The 16,310-nt window shown below is 76.3% G+C and carries 17 protein-coding genes; 9 read left to right on the plus strand and 8 right to left on the minus strand.

From position 1 onward, the window contains the following. Window positions 1-52: 52 nt before the first annotated feature. From O2W17_RS05540 to O2W17_RS05555, 4 genes are read right to left on the minus strand one after another with little or no spacing between them, the layout of a single operon-like run. Entirely contained in the window at window positions 53-715 is a 663-nt protein-coding gene (locus O2W17_RS05540) for a response regulator (RefSeq protein ID WP_269191396.1), read from the minus strand. Beyond that, window positions 712-1,959, minus strand: coding sequence for a sensor histidine kinase (locus tag O2W17_RS05545; protein ID WP_269191397.1), 1,248 nt, complete (start codon window positions 1,957-1,959; stop codon window positions 712-714). The genes O2W17_RS05540 and O2W17_RS05545 overlap by 4 nt, the downstream gene beginning before the upstream one ends. Further along, a complete protein-coding gene (locus O2W17_RS05550; RefSeq protein WP_269191398.1) occupies window positions 1,956-2,798 on the minus strand; it encodes an ABC transporter permease in 843 nt (280 codons plus the stop codon). The genes O2W17_RS05545 and O2W17_RS05550 overlap by 4 nt, the downstream gene beginning before the upstream one ends. Next, on the minus strand, window positions 2,795-3,694 hold the full coding sequence (locus O2W17_RS05555) for an ABC transporter ATP-binding protein (protein ID WP_269191399.1): 900 nt from the start codon (window positions 3,692-3,694) through the stop codon (window positions 2,795-2,797). The genes O2W17_RS05550 and O2W17_RS05555 overlap by 4 nt, the downstream gene beginning before the upstream one ends. Before the next feature lie 210 nt (window positions 3,695-3,904). Between O2W17_RS05555 and O2W17_RS05560 the strand changes: the two genes are divergently transcribed. From O2W17_RS05560 to O2W17_RS05600, 9 genes are read left to right on the plus strand one after another with little or no spacing between them, the layout of a single operon-like run. Next, window positions 3,905-5,092, plus strand: a complete 1,188-nt coding sequence (locus O2W17_RS05560; protein ID WP_269191400.1) for an inositol-3-phosphate synthase — start codon at window positions 3,905-3,907, stop codon at window positions 5,090-5,092. Further along, the gene (locus O2W17_RS05565) at window positions 5,089-5,988 is read left to right on the plus strand and encodes a hypothetical protein (RefSeq protein ID WP_269191401.1); all 900 of its coding nucleotides are present in this window, start codon (window positions 5,089-5,091) and stop codon (window positions 5,986-5,988) included. The genes O2W17_RS05560 and O2W17_RS05565 overlap by 4 nt, the downstream gene beginning before the upstream one ends. A gap of 12 nt (window positions 5,989-6,000) precedes the next feature. Next, window positions 6,001-7,038 (plus strand): methyltransferase domain-containing protein, encoded by a 1,038-nt coding sequence (locus tag O2W17_RS05570; RefSeq protein ID WP_269191402.1) that lies wholly within the window; start codon window positions 6,001-6,003, stop codon window positions 7,036-7,038. Beyond that, complete coding sequence (locus O2W17_RS05575) at window positions 7,035-8,063, plus strand: Gfo/Idh/MocA family protein (RefSeq protein WP_269191403.1); 1,029 nt, start codon at window positions 7,035-7,037, stop codon at window positions 8,061-8,063. Before O2W17_RS05570 ends, O2W17_RS05575 begins: the two co-directional genes overlap by 4 nt. Then, entirely contained in the window at window positions 8,060-8,932 is an 873-nt protein-coding gene (locus O2W17_RS05580; protein ID WP_269191404.1) for an MBL fold metallo-hydrolase, read from the plus strand. Before O2W17_RS05575 ends, O2W17_RS05580 begins: the two co-directional genes overlap by 4 nt. Next, a complete protein-coding gene (locus O2W17_RS05585) occupies window positions 8,929-10,377 on the plus strand; it encodes a YcaO-like family protein (RefSeq protein WP_269191405.1) in 1,449 nt (482 codons plus the stop codon). The genes O2W17_RS05580 and O2W17_RS05585 overlap by 4 nt, the downstream gene beginning before the upstream one ends. Further along, window positions 10,374-11,228 carry a sugar phosphate isomerase/epimerase family protein gene (locus O2W17_RS05590; RefSeq protein ID WP_269191406.1) on the plus strand — a complete coding sequence of 285 codons (855 nt, stop codon included), beginning with the start codon at window positions 10,374-10,376 and terminating at the stop codon, window positions 11,226-11,228. The genes O2W17_RS05585 and O2W17_RS05590 overlap by 4 nt, the downstream gene beginning before the upstream one ends. Beyond that, on the plus strand, window positions 11,225-12,433 hold the full coding sequence (locus O2W17_RS05595) for a glycosyltransferase family 4 protein (protein ID WP_269191407.1): 1,209 nt from the start codon (window positions 11,225-11,227) through the stop codon (window positions 12,431-12,433). The genes O2W17_RS05590 and O2W17_RS05595 overlap by 4 nt, the downstream gene beginning before the upstream one ends. Further along, a complete protein-coding gene (locus tag O2W17_RS05600; protein ID WP_269191408.1) occupies window positions 12,430-13,161 on the plus strand; it encodes a PIG-L deacetylase family protein in 732 nt (243 codons plus the stop codon). Before O2W17_RS05595 ends, O2W17_RS05600 begins: the two co-directional genes overlap by 4 nt. On the opposite strand, the gene galE is transcribed toward O2W17_RS05600, so the two are convergent. The 4 genes from galE to O2W17_RS05620 form a co-directional block, all read right to left on the minus strand. Further along, on the minus strand, window positions 13,149-14,147 hold the full coding sequence (gene galE / locus O2W17_RS05605) for a UDP-glucose 4-epimerase GalE (RefSeq protein WP_269191409.1): 999 nt from the start codon (window positions 14,145-14,147) through the stop codon (window positions 13,149-13,151). The two genes, O2W17_RS05600 and galE, sit on opposite strands and share 13 nt — an antisense overlap. Before the next feature lie 125 nt (window positions 14,148-14,272). Then, window positions 14,273-15,013: a GAF and ANTAR domain-containing protein gene (locus O2W17_RS05610; protein ID WP_269191410.1), complete on the minus strand. Its 741-nt coding sequence runs from the start codon at window positions 15,011-15,013 to the stop codon at window positions 14,273-14,275. Continuing rightward, window positions 15,010-15,792, minus strand: coding sequence for a GAF and ANTAR domain-containing protein (locus O2W17_RS05615; RefSeq protein ID WP_269191411.1), 783 nt, complete (start codon window positions 15,790-15,792; stop codon window positions 15,010-15,012). Before O2W17_RS05615 ends, O2W17_RS05610 begins: the two co-directional genes overlap by 4 nt. Continuing rightward, window positions 15,789-16,277, minus strand: coding sequence for an STAS domain-containing protein (locus O2W17_RS05620; RefSeq protein ID WP_269191412.1), 489 nt, complete (start codon window positions 16,275-16,277; stop codon window positions 15,789-15,791). Before O2W17_RS05620 ends, O2W17_RS05615 begins: the two co-directional genes overlap by 4 nt. Window positions 16,278-16,310 lie beyond the last annotated feature (33 nt).

The following is a 16,310-nucleotide window of genomic DNA, read 5'->3' on the forward strand; positions in this document are numbered from 1 at the left end:
ACCCCAGGTCAGACGCCTAGCAGGACTCCACAAGTGCAGGTCGGCGGCGGCATCAGCGGGGACCGGCAGCCCCTCCGGGCCCGGGGAGCAGCCCGCGCTCCACGGCCACCAGCACCGCCCGGGTGCGGTCGTCGACCCCGAGCTTGGCGAAGACCCGCAGCAGGTGCGTCTTGACCGTCGCCTCCCCGATGAACAGCTGCCGGCCGATCTCCGCGTTGGTCAGCCCCTGCGCCACCCCGGCCAGCACCTCCAGCTCCCGCGCGGTCGGCGCCTCGACGGCCGGCACCCGCATCCGGGACACCAGCCGGGCGGCCACCGGCGGCGCCAGGACCGTCTCGCCGCGGGCCGCGGCGCGCACCGCGTCGGCCAGCCGCGGCAGGGGCGTGTCCTTGAGCAGGTAGCCGGTGGCCCCCGCCTCGACCGCCCGCACGATGTCGGCGTCGGTGTCGTAGGTGGTGAGCACCAGCACCCGCACCGCGGGATGCTCCGCCGCGATCCGGACCGTGGCCGCGACGCCGTCCATCCGCGGCATGCGCAGGTCCATGAGGACGACGTCCGGCTCCTGCTCGGCGACCAGCGCGAGCGCCTCCGTGCCGTCGCCCGCCTCGCCGACCACGGACAGGTCCGGCTGCGCGTCCAGCCACCCGACCAGGCCGCCGCGGACCACCGGGTGGTCGTCGACCACCGCCACCCGGATGACGCCGTCGCCGGTCACGACGCGGGCACCCGCACCGTCACCCGCGTGCCCGCACCGGGAGCCGAGGCGACGTCGACCTCCCCGCCCACCGACGACACCCGGTCGCGCAGCCCCTCGATGCCGGATCCCCGCGCGCGGGACGGGTCGAAGCCGACGCCGTCGTCCTCCACGTGCACCGACACCTGCCGCACCCCCTCGCCGCCGACCACGGACACCCGGATCACCACCGCCCGCGCCGCCGCGTGCCGCCGCACGTTGGTCAGCGCCTCCTGTGCCCCGCGCAGCAGCACGACCTCCTCGTCCCGGCGCAGCTCCAGCCCGCCGTCCAGCGCGGCCGTGTCCACGCGCACCGGCAGGCCGGTCTCCCGCCCGAACCGGTCGGCCAGGCGCGCCAGCGCCTCGACCAGGGTCGAGCCGTCCAGGGCCACCGGCCGGAAGGCGGCCACCATGGCGCGTGCCTCGGCGAGGTTCTCCCGCGCCACCTCCTCGATCAGCGTCAGCCGCTCGCGGGCGGCCACCGGGTCGGTGGCGAGCTGCGCGGCCGCGGTCTGCGCCAGGACGACGATGCTCGTGTAGCCCTGCGCGAGCGTGTCGTGCACCTCCTGCGCCAGCCGCTCCCGCTCGGTCAGCACACCGCGCTCGCGCTCGGCCCCCGCCAGCTGCGCCCGGGTGCGCTCGAGCTGCTCGATGAGCTCGGCGCGGTGGGCACTCTGGTGCAGCACCCGGCTGACCCACAACCCCAGCGCCAGGCTGAACAGCAGGCTGACGCAGGTCTGCAGCAGCACGTCGCGGGCGAGCTCGCCGGAGACCGCGCGCACCAGCGGGCCGACCGCGGTGGCGACCGCCAGCAGCACCGTCCACGCCACCCCGGTCATCCGGCCGTGGACGACGAACCACACCTGCGGGTAGGCGAGGAACAGCAGGAAGAACAGCCCCGGCGCCAGGAACCCGAGCGCGCAGAACCCGGCGACGAGGACCGTGAGGTAGCCGACCGCGCGCACCGGTGCGCTGCCGGTCAGCGCCGGCGCACCGGCCAGCAGGTACGCCAGCGCGAACGCCGCCAGCACCGCGAGGACGGCGACCAGTCGGCTCCCGTCGTGGTCGGCGACCGCCGTCGCCACGGCCAGCGCCCACAGCGCCGCCGAGATGACGTGCATCCCGACGACGGTCGCCTGCCACCCGCGCTCGGACAGCGGTTCGGCCCCGTCGTCCTCGTCCGGCGGGGGGAGGAAGGCGGCGCCGAGCCGGCTGCGCAGGCTCATCCGGCGTTCCGCCGCCAGCGGAAGCTCCGGGCGCAGACCACGACGCCGATGATCACCCAAGCGGCCAGCACCGCGGCAGTGGTCCCGTGCTCCCAGCTGCCTGCGGGCTCCGCGGCCTTCGCGGCGTCGGGCAGGAAGACCGAGCGCATGCCCTGGGTCATCCACTTGAGCGGGAACACCGCGGCGAGCTGCTGCATCCAGCCGGGTAGCTCCGAGAACACGAAGAAGACGCCGGAGAAGAACTGCAGGACGATCGCGACCGCCGGGATGCCCGTGCCCGCCGCCCGCGCGCTGCCCACGAACGACGACACCGCGATGCCGAGGACCGTGCCGGCGAGGACGCCCAGCACCGCCACCCAGGCGAAGGTCAGCCAGCGGCCGGCGTCGTCGGGCATCGGCACGTCGTAGACCGTCGCCGCCACGACCAGCAGCACGGTCAGCTGGACGGCGGTGGTGAGCACCACCTGACCGGCCTTGCCGATCCCGTACGCCAGCGGCGGGGTGCCGAGCGTCTGCAGCCGCACCAGGTCGCCCCGGTCGCGCTCCTCGGTGATCGCGAGGCCGACGGCCTGGAAGCTGGTGAGCATGATCCCGGTCGCGGCGATCCCGGCGAGGAAGTACTGCCGGAAGTCCACGCCCGGCGCCACCTCGCGGTCGGCGAAGATCGACCCGAAGATCACCAGCATCACGACCGGGTAGGCGAACGAGAACACCAGCTGGCCGGGGTCGCGGACGAACAGCCGCAGCTCCAGGGCCACCCGGGCCCACCCGATCGAGAGGGCGCCCGGCGGGGCCGGGCGGCGGGTGGCCGGCGGCGGGGACGGCAGCAGGTCGGTCATCGGGACGCTCCCTCGGAGACGAGCCGGAGGTAGACGTCCTCCAGGCCGGGTCGGGTCACGCTGAGGTCGGGGATCTCCCCGGTCGGTGCCGCGGCCAGGAGGTCGCGCAGGACGGCGGAGGGCTCGCGGGTGACGACCTCGCGGGCGGCGCCGTCCTCGGTCCAGCGCACGGTGGCCTCCTGCCGCAGCCCGGCACCGAGCGCCCCGGGCGCGGCGACCTCCACCAGCCGGCCGCCCGCGATCACCCCGACGCGGTCGGCCAGGTGCGCGGCCTCGTCGAGGTAGTGGGTGGTCAGCAGGACGGTGGTGCCGCGGTCCCGCAGCCCCTCGATCAGCGTCCAGAACTGCCGTCGGGCGGCCGGGTCGAGCCCGGTCGTGGGCTCGTCGAGGAAGAGCAGCTCCGGCCGCCCTTGCACGCCCAGCGCGACCTCGAGCCGCCGCCGCTGCCCGCCGGAGAGCCGGTCGACGCGCGTGCGCGCCGTCCCCTCCAGGCCGACGGCGTCGAGCAGCTCCGCGCTGTCCTGCGGGGTCGCGTGGTAGCGCGCGTAGTGGTCGACGGTCTCCCGGACGGTCAGCGCATCGCCGGCGCCGGTGCTCTGCCCCACCACACCGACGCGGTCCCGCCAGCGCCGGTCGGCACCGGCCGGGTCCTCCCCCAGCACCTCGAGCGATCCGCCGTCCCGCCGCCGGAGCCCGGCCAGGATCTCGACCGTCGTGGTCTTGCCCGCCCCGTTCGGGCCCAGCAGCGCGAACACCTCGCCCCGCCGCACGTCGAGGTCGACGCCGTCGACGACGGCCCGCCCCCCGTACCGCTTGACCAGACCGCGCACCTGCACGGCCGGTCGCTCGCCGGAGGCCGCAGCCGGCAGGGCGGGCGCCCCGTGGGTCGTCGTCATGCCTCCACCCTGGACCCTGGACGGCGTCGGGGGGACGACCGAAGCGCTGATCCGGCGTCCACCGGTCGGTGGACGCCATGGTCGTACCGGAGCCGCGCGCTCACCCAGCGAGCACCGGAGACCTGTGCCAGGCTCGATTGCGCAAGACCTGATCCAGCACAACCAACGGAGGTTGCGTTGTCCGGTGCTTCTCGTCGAGTCGGTATCGCGGTGGTCGGTCTGGGGGGTGCGGTCGCGACGACCGCCGTCGCGGGGCTGGAATTGCTCCGGCTCGGCGCCGTCGACCCCGCCGGTCTCCCCCTGGCGGGGATGGAGGTCGACGGGAAGCCGGTCGAGGCCGCGACCGGCCTGGTCGGCTACGCCGACCTGGTGGTCGGGGGCTGGGACCTCGACGGCGCCGACCTGGCGAAGGCGGCGGAGCAGCACGGCGTCCTCGACCCCCGCCAGCTCGAGCAGGCCGCCCCGGCGCTGTCGGCGCTGACCCCGTGGCCGGCGGCCGGGGACGCCGACTTCTGCCGCAACGTGACCGGCGGCAACGTGGTGCTCGCCGGCACCCGCCGGGCGCAGTCCGACATCGTGCGCGCGGACCTGCGCCGCTTCCGGGAGGAGCAGCGCCTCGACGGGCTGGTGCTGGTCAACCTCGCCTCCACCGAGCGGTGGCCCGACCCGGCCGCCCCGGCCCTGCAGTCGGCCGCCGCCTTCGAGGAGGGCCTCGACGCCGACGACCGGGCGATCACCCCGGCCATGATCTACGCCCACGCCGCCATCAGCGAGGGCGTCGGCTACGTCAACTTCACCCCGTCGCTGGGCGCCGACGTCCAGGCGCTGCTCGAGCTGGCCACGACGCGGGGCGTGCCGGTCGCCGGCAAGGACGGCAAGACCGGCCAGACCATGATGAAGACGGTGCTCGCGCCGGCCTTCCGCAGCCGCGCGCTGACCGTGGAGGGGTGGTACTCCACCAACATCCTGGGCAACCGCGACGGCCTGGCGCTGGAGGACCCCGACTCGCTGTCGAGCAAGCTGCAGACCAAGGGCAGCGTGCTCGACTCGATCCTCGGCTACCCGGTCGAGGACCACGTCGTGCGGATCGACTACTACCGGCCGCGCGGCGACCAGAAGGAGGCCTGGGACGCCATCGACCTGGTCGGCTTCCTCGGCCAGCGGATGCAGATCAAGGTCGACTTCCAGTGCCGCGACTCGATCCTCGCGGCCCCGCTGGCCATCGAGCTGGCCCGGCTCACCGACCTGGCCCAGCAGCGGGGGCAGGGTGGGGTGCAGGAGCACCTGGGCTGGTTCTTCAAGGCCCCGATGACCGCCGACGGCGAGGTTCCCGAGCACGCCCTGCACCGCCAGGAGCGGGCGCTGCTCGACTGGCTCGCCACGCCCGCCCCCCGGTGAGCACCGGGCAGGCCCCGCTCGCGGAGCTGCGCCCGCTGCTGGCCGAGATCGGGGACGCCAAGCGGGTCCGGGTCGCGGGGGCGCCCGGCTCGCTGGCCGAGCAGGCGTTCGCCCGCGCCTGGGGCCGGCTGGTCGCCGGGGAGGACCCCGCCGCGGTGGCCCTCTCGGAGACCGCCGCGGCCGTGGCCCGCGCCCGGCTGGCGGGCATCGACGGCGGCGTGCTGCGCACCGCCGGACTCGCCGACGACGAGGCGCTGGCGGTCCTGCGGCGGTCGTTCGACGAGGTCGCCGGGCCCCTGGACCCCGGTGCGGCCGCGGACCTGCGCGCCGCCCTGGTCGTGGACCTCCCGCAGCCCCCGCCTCCCCCACTGGCCGGCCGGCTCGCCGCCCAGCCCCGCGCCGGGGCCACCGCCCCCGGCCGGGCGCGCGTGGTGGTGGAGCCGCCGGAGAGCCACGGCGACCACTGCCTCACCGTCGCCGTGTACGGGGTGCTCGTCGCGCCGCTGTTCGGCGCCGACCCGGTCCCGCCGTTCCTCGTCGGGCTGGCCCACCACCTGCACAACGTCGCGCTGCCCGACGCCGGGTTCGCCGGCGAGGTGCTGCTCGGCGGTGCGCTGCCGAGGGTCGTGGCGACCCTGGAGGAGCGCGAGCTGGCCGCGCTGCCCGAGGGTCTCGCCGGGCGGCTGCGCGGGGTGCTGGCCCTGCGCGCCGACGCGGGGCCGGCGGAGGCGCGGGCCTTCCACGCCGCCGACGTCCTCGACCGCGTGCTGCAGGTGCACCACCACGCCCGGGCCGCCGCCTTCACCGCCGAGCAGGCCCTCGACCACCTCGACCTGGTGCACGCCGGCCCGGTCCAGGGCTTCCACCTCGAGGTGCTGTCGGCGGCCGGGCTGTGAGCCGGTGAGCTCGTGACCCGCGCGCTGCCCGCCCCCGTCGTCGACGGCATCCCGTTCGCCCGGGCCGGCCGCGAGGAGCTGCGCGCCGAGGTCGCCGGGCTGGTCGCCGCCGGGGAGGTCGACCGGGCCCGGGTGCTGCTGCTCGCCGACACCGACGACTGGTGGACCGAGCCGCCGCCACCTGCCGAGCAGCTCGCCCGGGTGCCGGCCGCCGGCACGCTGCGCGAGGCGATGGCGCTGCTGGGGATGGGCCGGGTCGCCGACTACTTCGCCCACCGCTGGTCGGACCCCACCCACCTGGCCGGGCTCGCCCTGCTCCAGCAGCACTGGCCCGGCTCCCGCCCGGTCGTCGACGTCGCCTGCGGCATCGGCACCCAGCTGCGCGAGCTGGCCCGCCGCGGCTGCACCGGGCTGGTGGGCGTGGACGTGGTGTGGGCCAAGCTCTGGCTGGCCCGCCGGTTCGTCTGCCCGGGCGCCCGGTACGTGTGCGTCGACGCCACCGCCGTCCCGGGGACCGCAGTCCCCGGTCTCGACGTGCCGCGGCCGGCCTACGTGCTGTGCTCCGACGCCTTCTACTTCCTGCGCGACAAGCCCGCCGCCGCGGCCGCGCTGCACGCGCTGGCCGGGCCCGGCGGCACGGTCGTGGTGGGCCACGCGCACGTCACCGACCCGGCCGGGGAGCCGCTGACCCCCGAGGGCTACGCCGCCGTGCTGGGCACCGACCTGCTCTACGACGACGACGAGCTCACCCGCGCGCTGCTCGCAGGCCGCCCGCCCCGCCCCGCCGCGCCCGCCGACCTGCACGGCAGCGAGGCGGTCGCGCTCGTCGCCGGCGACCCCCTCCGGCCCGCCCCGGCCGACCTCGGGACGCCGCTGCCCCCGCTGCGCCCCAACCCGCTCTACGTCGACGGGGTGCGCACCTGGCCCAGCGCCCGCTACGGAGCGGAGTACGGCCCCCGTTCCGGGTACCTCCCCGAGCGCTGGCCGGACCCGCTGCCCCCCGACGCGGCCCGCCGCCGGCTGCTGGTCGACCTACCGGAGGCGTGGTGAGCGCAGGGAGCCCCGGCACCGTCGGGTGGGGCGTCGCCGGCTGCGGGTGGGTGGCCCGCGACCACGCGCTGCCCGCGCTCCGGGCCACGCCGGGCGCCCGGGTGGTGGCGCTGCACGACCGCGACGGGCAGGCCCTGGACCGGGTGGACGGCGACACCCCGCGGGGCACCGACCTCGCCGCCTTCCTGGCCTCCCCCGGCCTGGACGCCGTCTACGTCGCGGTGCCCAACGCCGCCCACCGGGCCGTCGTGGAGGCGGCGGCGGCCGCGGGGTGCGCCGTCCTGGTGGAGAAGCCGCTGGCCGCCGACGTCGCCGACGCCGAGGCCCTGGTGCGCACCTGCCGCGACGCCGGGGAGCTGCTGGGCACCGCCTACGACCAGCGCTGGCACCCCGCCCACGTGCGGCTGCGCGAGCTGCTGCCCGAGCTGGGCACGGTGACCGCCGTCCGGGTCGTCTACTGCTGCTGGCTGCCCGCCGACTGGACGCCGGACGGCCGGCCGCACGACAACTGGCGGGTCGACCCGGCCCGCGCCGGGGGCGGCGCGGCGATCGACCTGGCCCCGCACGGGCTGGACCTGGCCGGCGTGCTGCTCGGCGAGGACGTCGAGACCCTCACCGCGCTGCTGCAGCGGCGGGTGCACGGCTACCCGGTGGACGACGGCGCACTGCTGGCCGGCCGCACCGCGAGCGGCGTCCTGGTCGACCTGCACGTCGCCTACAACACCCCCGACGCGCTGCCCCGGCGCCGGCTGGAGGTGGTCGGCACCCGCGGCATGGCGGTGGCCGTCGACACGATGGGCCAGACCGCGGGCGGCTCGCTGACGCTGTACCGCCCGGAGCCGGTCGACGTCCCCTTCCCCGCCACGTCCCCGTTCGCCGCCCAGTTCGCCGCCTTCACCGCCGCGGTCGCGGGGGCGGCGGACTGGCCCTACGCCCCCGATCGCGACCTGCGCCTGCACCGGCTCCTGCTCACCGCCCTGGACGACGCCGCACCGGAACCCGCTGCCCTGGGAGGCACCCGATGACCAACCCCTACCGTGGGCTGCTGCCCGACCTGCCCGCCTACGCCTGCACCAACTGCGGCCACTGGCAGCGCTGGCCGGCCCCCGGCCCCCTGACCTGCCCGGTCTGCGCCGACGTGCGCAACGCGCTGCCCGAGCACGGCTTCGAGTTCGTCACCGACAAGCAGGCCGACGAGCTGGTCACCGGCTTCTGGCGGCCCACCGCCGTCGAGGGCGTCACCGAGTTCGGCACCGAGCCGCGGTTCGGGCTGGACAGCCGCGGGTGGGTGATCGAGACCGACATCGGCCTGGTCGGCTTCGAGTGCGCCCCCTGGTACACCGCACCGATGCTGGCCGAGCTGCGCCGGATGGCCGCCGGGAAGGGTGGCTTCGACGTCCTGGCCTCCAGCCACGTGCACGGCTACGGCGCGCTGTGGCAGCTGCAGGCCGAGCTCGAACCCCGGGTGGTGTGCGTGGGGGTGCGCGACCTGGAGTGGACCAAGGCCTTCCGGGTCACCTGGCCGGCCGACGACGTCCTCCAGCTCGCCCCGGACCTCACGCTGCACCGCACGGGCGGGCACTTCCCCGGCCACTCGGTGCTGCACGACCGCCGCCGGGGCGTGCTGTTCTGCGGCGACTCGCTGAAGGTCGACCTGGCCGACGACGGGACGCCGGTCGCGCTGAGCGCGCACAAGGCGTTCCACGCGCAGATCCCGCTCTCCCACGGCGAGCTGCGCGAGTACCTGACCGTGGTCGGCGCGCTGGAGTTCGACACGGTGGCGACGCCGTTCGAGCTGGTGCGCGGGGTCACCACCGACACCGTCGTGCGCCTGGTGCGCCGATTGCTCGCCGGCCCGCCGGACGCCGCCCCGGTCGCGCTGGAGGAGCTGTGACCCCCGCGCAGCGGTACCTGGCCTCGTTCCCGCCGGTCGAGGAGTTCGCCGTCGAAGGGCTCGACGTCCTCGACGTGCCGCTGCACAGCGCCTTCCTCGTCGACTCCCCGGCGCACGCCGGCGGCTCGGGCCTCGGCTACGGCGCCACCCGGGAGGAGGCGCGCACCGGGGCGCTGGGCGAGATGGCCGAGATGGCGCTGTCGGCCCGCGCGCTGGCGACCCGGCCCCGGGTGCAGGCCTCGTACGCCGAGCTGGTCCGGCGTGAGGGCCGCGACCGGGTGGCCGACCCGCGCACGCTGGCGCTGGAGGCCGGCAGCCCCTACGACGAGGACCGGCCGCTGCAGTGGCTGCCGATGCGCCGCCTCTCCGACGGCGGGACCGTGCTCGTGCCCGCCGAGCTGGTCGCCTCCGGCCCCGAGGACCTGCCCGGCGACCCGCCGCCCGGGGGCTGGCTGACCACGGTGGTCACCAACGGACAGGGCGCGGCGTTCGACGCCGACCGGGCCACCGCCCACGCGCTGCTGGAGGTGCTGCAGCGCGACGGGAACGCCACCGCCTTCCGGGCCATGGACCGCGGCGTGGTGCTCGACCTCGCCGGGTTGCGGGACCCCGACGCGCTCGCCCTGCTCGACCGGCTCGCCGCGGCGGGCATCGACGTGCTCGTGAAGCTGGCGAGCACCGCCTTCGGGGTGGTCGACGTCTACGCCGTGGGCTGCACGCGGGACGGCTCGGAGCCGGTGCCGGTGATGGCCACCGCCTGCGGGGAGGCCGCGCACCCCGACCGGGACACCGCCGTCCGCAAGGCGCTGTTCGAGTTCGCCGCCGCCCGCGCCCGGAAGGCCTTCATGCACGGCCCGCTGGACCGGGTCGCCGCGGCCACGCCGCCCGGCTACCTCGACGCGTGGCTGTCCGGCCACCCGCCCGAGCGGCTGGTCGAGGAGGACCGGGCGCTGGCCGCGATGCTCGACTGGACCCGGCAGGGCACGCCCGCGCTGGTCGACCTCCTGCGCGGCACGGTGCTCTCGCGGCGGGAGACCGTCCCGCTGACCGGCCTGCCGACCTGGGCCGGTGACGACCTGCTGGCCACCCTGACCGGGCGGCTGGCGGCCGACGGCCTCGACGTCCTGGTCGACCTGCACCCCTCCGACGGGGAGGCGGTCGCGGCCAAGGTGCTGGCCCCCGGGCTCGAGGTGGAGACCATGTCCTACGGGCGGATCGGTGAGCGCGGGGTCCGCCGGCTGCTGGAGCGCGGCGACCCGCTGGTCGCCGTCGGCCCCGACCCGGGCGGCTGGGCGCGGGTGCACCTGACCCCGGACGCGAGGGAGCGCCTCGGCGGGCCGGCCTGGTTCGACCGCGCCGGCGCCGACGCCCGGGTGGGCCCCCTCTACGCCCTCTACCGGGAGCCCGGCCGGCACGTGGCCGCGAGCGTGGGAGCGGCCCGGTGAACGCGCTGCGCTACGCCTACAACACCAACGGGCTGACCTCGCACCGGCTCGACGACGCGCTGGCCCTCCTGGCCGACACCGGGTACGCGGGCGTGGCCCTGACGCTCGACGTGGTGCACCTCGACCCGTTCGCCGAGGACGCCTTCCGGCAGGCCGAGCGGGTGCGGTCGCGCTGCGACGAGCTGGGGCTGGGCGTCGTGGTGGAGACCGGCGCGCGGTTCCTGCTGGACCCGCGGGTCAAGCACGAGCCGACGCTGGTCTCGCCGTCGGCCGAGGGCCGCGCCCGCCGGCTGGCCTACCTGCGGCTGGCCTGCGACCTCGCCGAGGTGCTCGACGCCGAGGCGGTGAGCTTCTGGGCGGGGGTGCCGCGCCCGGAGGTGGACCGCGAGGAGGCGTGGGGCCGGCTGGTGGACGGCGTCCGCGCGCTGGTCGACAGCCACGGCGGTCGCGGCTACGCCCTCGCCGTCGAGCCCGAGCCGGGGATGCTGGTCGAGGACTGCGACGGCTGGGCCCGGCTGGCCGCGGCGGCCCCGGGGATCACGCTGGCCCTCGACACGGGGCACTGCGTCGTCGCCGGCGGGTACGCCCCCGAGGAGGCGGTGACCGCGTTCGCGCACCAGCTGGGCACGGTCGCGGTCGAGGGCATGCGCCGCGGCGTCCACGACCACCTGCCGCTTGACGAGGGGGACGTCGACCTGCCCGCCGTGCTGCGCGCGCTGCGGACCGCCGGCTTCGACCGGTTGGTCACCCTGGAGCTCTCCCGCGACGGGCACCGCGCGCACCAGATGGTGCCGCGGGCGATGGCGACCCTGCGGGCCGCGGAGACGGCCGGCGGCGAGGAGGCGACGTGAGGACCTGCTTCGTGAGCCGGCGCTACTGGCCGGCGGTGAGCGGTATGAGCGTGTACGCGGAGAACCTGCTGCGCGAGCTCGTGGCCCTCGGCCAGGAGGTGACGCTGGTCAGCCAGTACCGCGACGACGAGGCCGGGACCCGGGTGTACGGCGGCGGCCCGCCCCCGCCGGAGCGGGTGCCCGCCGGGGTCGAGGTGGTGGCTCTGCCCAGCCGCGGGGAGACGGTCGTCCCGGCGGACTGGGAGGGCGACATCGCCGAGATCGTGCGCACCGTCGTCGGCCTGCACGCCGAGCGACCCTTCGACGTGCTGCACGCCCAGTACGGCTACCCCCCGGGCCTGGCGGTGCTGGCCGCCGCCCACGAGACCGCCCTGCCCGCCGTGGTGAGCATCCAGGGCGGTGACGGGCACTGGGTGGGCACCTGCTGCAGCACGCACGCACAGGCGATGCGGACCGTGGTGGACGCCTCCAGCGCGGTGCTGATCGGCAGCGCCAGCTTCCGCGACGAGGTGGTGGGCAACCTCGGCAGCGACCCGGCGCGCTTCACGATCGTCCCCGGGGCGACCGACACCCGGCGGTTCACGCCGGCCGAGCGGCCCCCGGGCGCGCTGGGCGAGCCGCCGGTGCTGCTGTTCCACGGCCGGGTCGACCGGCGCAAAGGCGTGCTCGACCTGCTCGAGGCGCTACCCGAGGGGGTGCGGCTGGTGGTCTCCGGCATCGGTCCCGACCTCGACGAGGCCCGGGCCCGCGCCGACGGGCGGACGACGTTCCTCGGCTACGTCCCGCCCGACGAGGCGCCGGAGGTCTACCGGTCGGCCGACGTCTTCGTCAGCCCGACCTACAGCGAGGGGTTCAGCAACACCCTGCTGGAGGCGATGGCCAGCGGCCTGCCGGTGGTGAGCACCGACAGCGTCGGCGTCGTCGACTGCATCCGGCACGGGGAGAACGGACTGCTGCACACCCCCGGCGACATCGCCGGCCTGCGCACGCAGCTGGACCGGCTGCTGGCCGACGGCGACCTGCGGGCCCGGCTGGCCGCCACCGCGCTGGAGGAGGTGCGGCGGCGGTACTCGTGGCCCGTGCTGGCCCGCGCGGTCGACGCGGTGCACCGGCAGGTGGCCGGGACGACGCCGGACGCCGGCTGGACGATGCCGGACGGCGTCGACCTCTCCTGCCGGTTCCGGTCGGCGGCGCACCTGCTGTGAGGGTGCTGGCGGTCAGCCCGCACCTGGACGATGCGGCGTTCTCCGTCGGCGGCACGCTCGCCGCCCTCGCCGACGCGGGCCACGCGGTCACGGTGGTCACCTGCCTGACCGCGAGCGTGCCGCACCCGACCGGCTTCGCGCTGGCCTGCCAGCTGGACAAGGGGCTGCCCGCCGACGCCGACTACATGGCGCTGCGCCGGGCCGAGGACGCCGCGGCGATGGCCACGCTGGGGGCCACCCCCGTGCACTGGGACCTGCCCGAGGCCCCGCACCGCGGCTACACCGGCCCCGCGGACCTGTTCGCCGGCGTGCACCGGGGTGACGACCTCTGGCGCGAGCTGGCCGGCCGGCTCGCCGTCCTCGCCGCCGACGTCGACCCCGACCTGTGGCTGGCGCCGCAGGCCCTCGGCGGGCACGTCGACCACCTGCAGGTGCTGCGCGCGGTCGCCGCGCTGGACCCCCCGGTGCTGTGGTGGCGGGACAGCCCCTACGTGCTGCGCGACCCGGCCGCCGCCCCGGGCCCGGACCTGCCGGCGGACCTGGACCCGCTCCGGCTGCCCCAGGACGCGGGCCGGCGCGCGGCCGCCTGCGCCTGCTACGGCACCCAGCTGGGGTTCCAGTTCGGCGGGGTGGAGGGCATGCGCTCCGCGCTGGCCGGGTTGCCCGAGGTGCTGCTGGCCGGGGCGCGGGCCCGCGCGGTGCTCACCGCCGAGCGTCAGGCGGGCTGATCCGCCGGCAGCGCCGCCCGGCGCCGGGCGTCCCAGCGCCAGGCACCCCAGGCGCTGGCCACCATCGAGCGCAGGTCGCAGCGGGCCCGGAAGCCGAGGTCGGCGGCGATCCGGTCGACCGCCGCCACCACGCGGGCCGGGTCACCGGGGCGCCGCCCGGCCACCTCGGGACTGGTGTCGCGGCCGGTCACCTCTCCCACGACGCGCAGCACCTGCCGCACGCTGCTGCCCTCGCCGCAGCCGACGTTGTAGACGCCGCCGGGGTGGCCGCCGGCCAGCGCCCGGGCGGCGGCCAGGTGGGCCTCGGCGACGTCGGAGACGTGCACGAAGTCGCGCACCGGGCTGCCGTCGGGGGTCGCGTGGTCGGCGCCGAAGAGGACCGGGCGGCGGCCCTCGTCGAGGGCCTGGAACACCAGCGGCACGAGGTTGGTCGTCCCGCGGTCGCCGAGGTGGGCCGAGCCGGCCCCCGCCACGTTGAAGTAGCGCAGGCACATCGCGGCCAGGCCCCACGACCGGCTGTCCCGCAGCGCCCACTCGCCGACCAGCTTGGTGCGCCCGTAGGGGGAGATCGGCCGGCAGTCGTCGTCCTCGGCCACCCGATCGGTGCCGGGCAGCCCGTAGACCGCGGCCGAGGAGGAGAACACCACGCGGTAGACGCCGGCCTCCCGGCAGGCCCCGAGCAGCGCGAGGACCCCGTCGACGTTCTCGCCGTAGTAGCGCAGCGGGTCGGCCACCGACTCGGCGACCTGCTTGCGGCCCGCCAGGTGGACCACCCCGCCGACCGGGTGCTCGGCGAGCACCCGGTGCAGCAGCGCCCGGTCGCGCACCGATCCCACGACGAGGGGGACGCCGGGCAGCCCGGCGAGTCGGCCGACGTCCCCCGCCGACAGGTCGTCGAGGACGACGGCGCCCTCCCCGGCGGCCACCAGCGCGTGCACGACGTGCGCCCCGACGTACCCGGCTCCTCCGGTCACCAGCCAGCGCACCGGCGCCTCCTCCACGGTCGGCCACGACCCTGTGGCGCGCCATCGTGTTGCCTGTGGAGGAGTCAAGCACCGGGAGCGCCGGTCGGCCTGTCGGGACGACGGGGGACCCGAGGGGGCTGCCGGGTTCAGCTCCGGCCGGACCGCGCGAGCAGCTGCTGGGCGGGCAGCCGGCGGTCGACCACCGCCTCCGCGACGGCGGTCAGCCGCAGGTTGTGGTCGCGGGCGTACCGCCGCAGCACGGCGAAGGCCTCGTCCATCTGCAGCGCGCCCTGCTGGGCGAGGACGCCCTTGGCCTGCTCCAGGACGATCCGGCTCTGCAGCGCGGTCTGCAGCTGCTCGTTCACGCTGCGCTGGTCGGACTTCTCCTTGTCCTGCACGAGCGCGACGCTGGCGACGTCGGCGAGCGCCTGACCCAGCGACAGGTCCTCGGGATCCAGGGAGCCCGACGACGTGCCGAACAGGCCCAGAGCCCCGAGGACCTGGTCGTGCAGGCGCATCGGTACCGCATGGACGCTGGCGAACCCCGCTCGCAGCGCCGCCGGCGCGAACTGGGGCCAGCGGTCGGCCTCGGTGCGCAGATCGGGCGCACTGACCGGAGCGCCGTCGAGGTAGCAGTCCCGGCACGGGCCGTCGGCGCGCTGCACCTGGAACAGCTCCAGCTGACGGGTGCGCTCGGACGACGCCGCCACGACGTGCAGCACCCCCCGCTCGTCGGCGAGCAGCAGACCGGCCGAGGCGATGTCCAGCAGGTGGGCACAGTCGGCCGTCAGCTCGCTGAGCAGGTCCACGACGTCGTACCCGCTGACGAGGCTGCTGGCCAGCCGGACGAACGACCCGGTGACGTCGCGTTCGCGGGAGGCGCTCATCCCGGTTCCTCCCTGTGTCGGCCCGGTCCGAGCCAGTCGCCGGGGTCCAGCGACAACCGCCCCTCGACGATCGCCCAGGCCGCGTCGGTCGCGGTCATGTCGTGCGCGAAGGCGTACGCGCGCAGGAGCAGCAGCGCCTCCGTCGGCCCCACGTCCAGCGCTCCGATCAGCATGCCGGTCGCCTGGTAGACCTCGACCCGCGACAGCGACGCCAGCTGCTCCCAGCCGTCGCCGCCCTGCAGGGCGGTGTCCCAGTCCAGGCCGGAGCTCATCAGGTCCATGAGCGGCAGCGCGGCCAGCTCCGCGGCGAGCAGCCCGCCGGTGAGCGCCGGCTCACCCAGGCCACCGGCGGAACGCCGGAACAGGTCGAGCGCACCGATCGGCTTCGACGCGATGGTCACCGGCAGCGCGAACACGGCGTTGATCCCCGAGCGCACCAGGGCGCCGGCGAAGGCGGGCCAGCGCGTCTCCGCGGGATCGCGGAGATCCGCGACCAGGATCGGCTGCCCGTGCCGGACGGCGTCCAGGCAGGGACCCTCGCCGAAGGTGAACTGCAGCTCGTCCAGCCGGCGACTCAGGTCGCCGCTGGAACCGAACGTCCCCTGCGTGCTCCCGTCGTGGGTCAACGACACCGAGGCGCCGTCCACCCGGAAGAGCTGGACGCAGGCCCGGCAGAGCAGATCGGCCGCCGCGAGCGCGGTGTCGGCACCGGCCATGGCCGTGGCCAGCTTCGCGTGGAGCCCGTCGTCGTCGCTGATCGCGGCCCCCTCGTCGATCATGCCGTGTCAGCACTCTCCCACGGATGCGCCGAGGCGGTGACGGCTTCCACGGCGAGAGCTCCGCGGGCATACCCCGACCACGCCGCACCCGATCGCCCGGTGGCCGACAGGAGCGAGGCGTGCAACCAGGTCAGCTGGCGCGACATCCCCCGGAGCGTGACGTCCGTGCCGGACCGCCGCGCGACCTCGACGGCCTCGAGCAGCGCGGCCAGGCCGCGCAGGTTGCAGAACACCAGGTCCGTGAGATCGAGGACCGCGGATCGCGGACCGTATGCGAGGGCGGCAGCCAGCTCCTCGCGCAGCTGGTCGGCAGTCGTCCAGTCGGCCTCGCCGCCGATGACGACGACGAGACCGGGGCCTGCGGAACAGGGGGAGACGGACAGTGCCGACGAGAACCGGCGCTCGGGCAGTTGCTGGACGAGCATGATGAGCCCCACCGACGACATCAGATGAGCCGACGTCACCAGGGACCGGAGCGACAGCACCGACGATGCGGCGATGCCATGACGCTACGGCGT

The sequence above is a fragment of the Blastococcus sp. VKM Ac-2987 genome (assembly GCF_026967805.1).
GTDB lineage: Bacteria > Actinomycetota > Actinomycetes > Mycobacteriales > Geodermatophilaceae > Blastococcus.

Coding starts and splice junctions, on each gene's coding strand:
- O2W17_RS05615 (WP_269191411.1), bottom strand. CDS start 15,792: ATGATCGACGAGGGGGCCGCGATCAGCGACGACGACGGGCTCCACGCG.
- O2W17_RS05550 (WP_269191398.1), bottom strand. CDS start 2,798: ATGACCGACCTGCTGCCGTCCCCGCCGCCGGCCACCCGCCGCCCGGCC.
- O2W17_RS05545 (WP_269191397.1), bottom strand. CDS start 1,959: ATGAGCCTGCGCAGCCGGCTCGGCGCCGCCTTCCTCCCCCCGCCGGAC.
- O2W17_RS05610 (WP_269191410.1), bottom strand. CDS start 15,013: ATGAGCGCCTCCCGCGAACGCGACGTCACCGGGTCGTTCGTCCGGCTG.
- O2W17_RS05580 (WP_269191404.1), top strand. CDS start 8,060: ATGACCAACCCCTACCGTGGGCTGCTGCCCGACCTGCCCGCCTACGCC.
- O2W17_RS05555 (WP_269191399.1), bottom strand. CDS start 3,694: ATGACGACGACCCACGGGGCGCCCGCCCTGCCGGCTGCGGCCTCCGGC.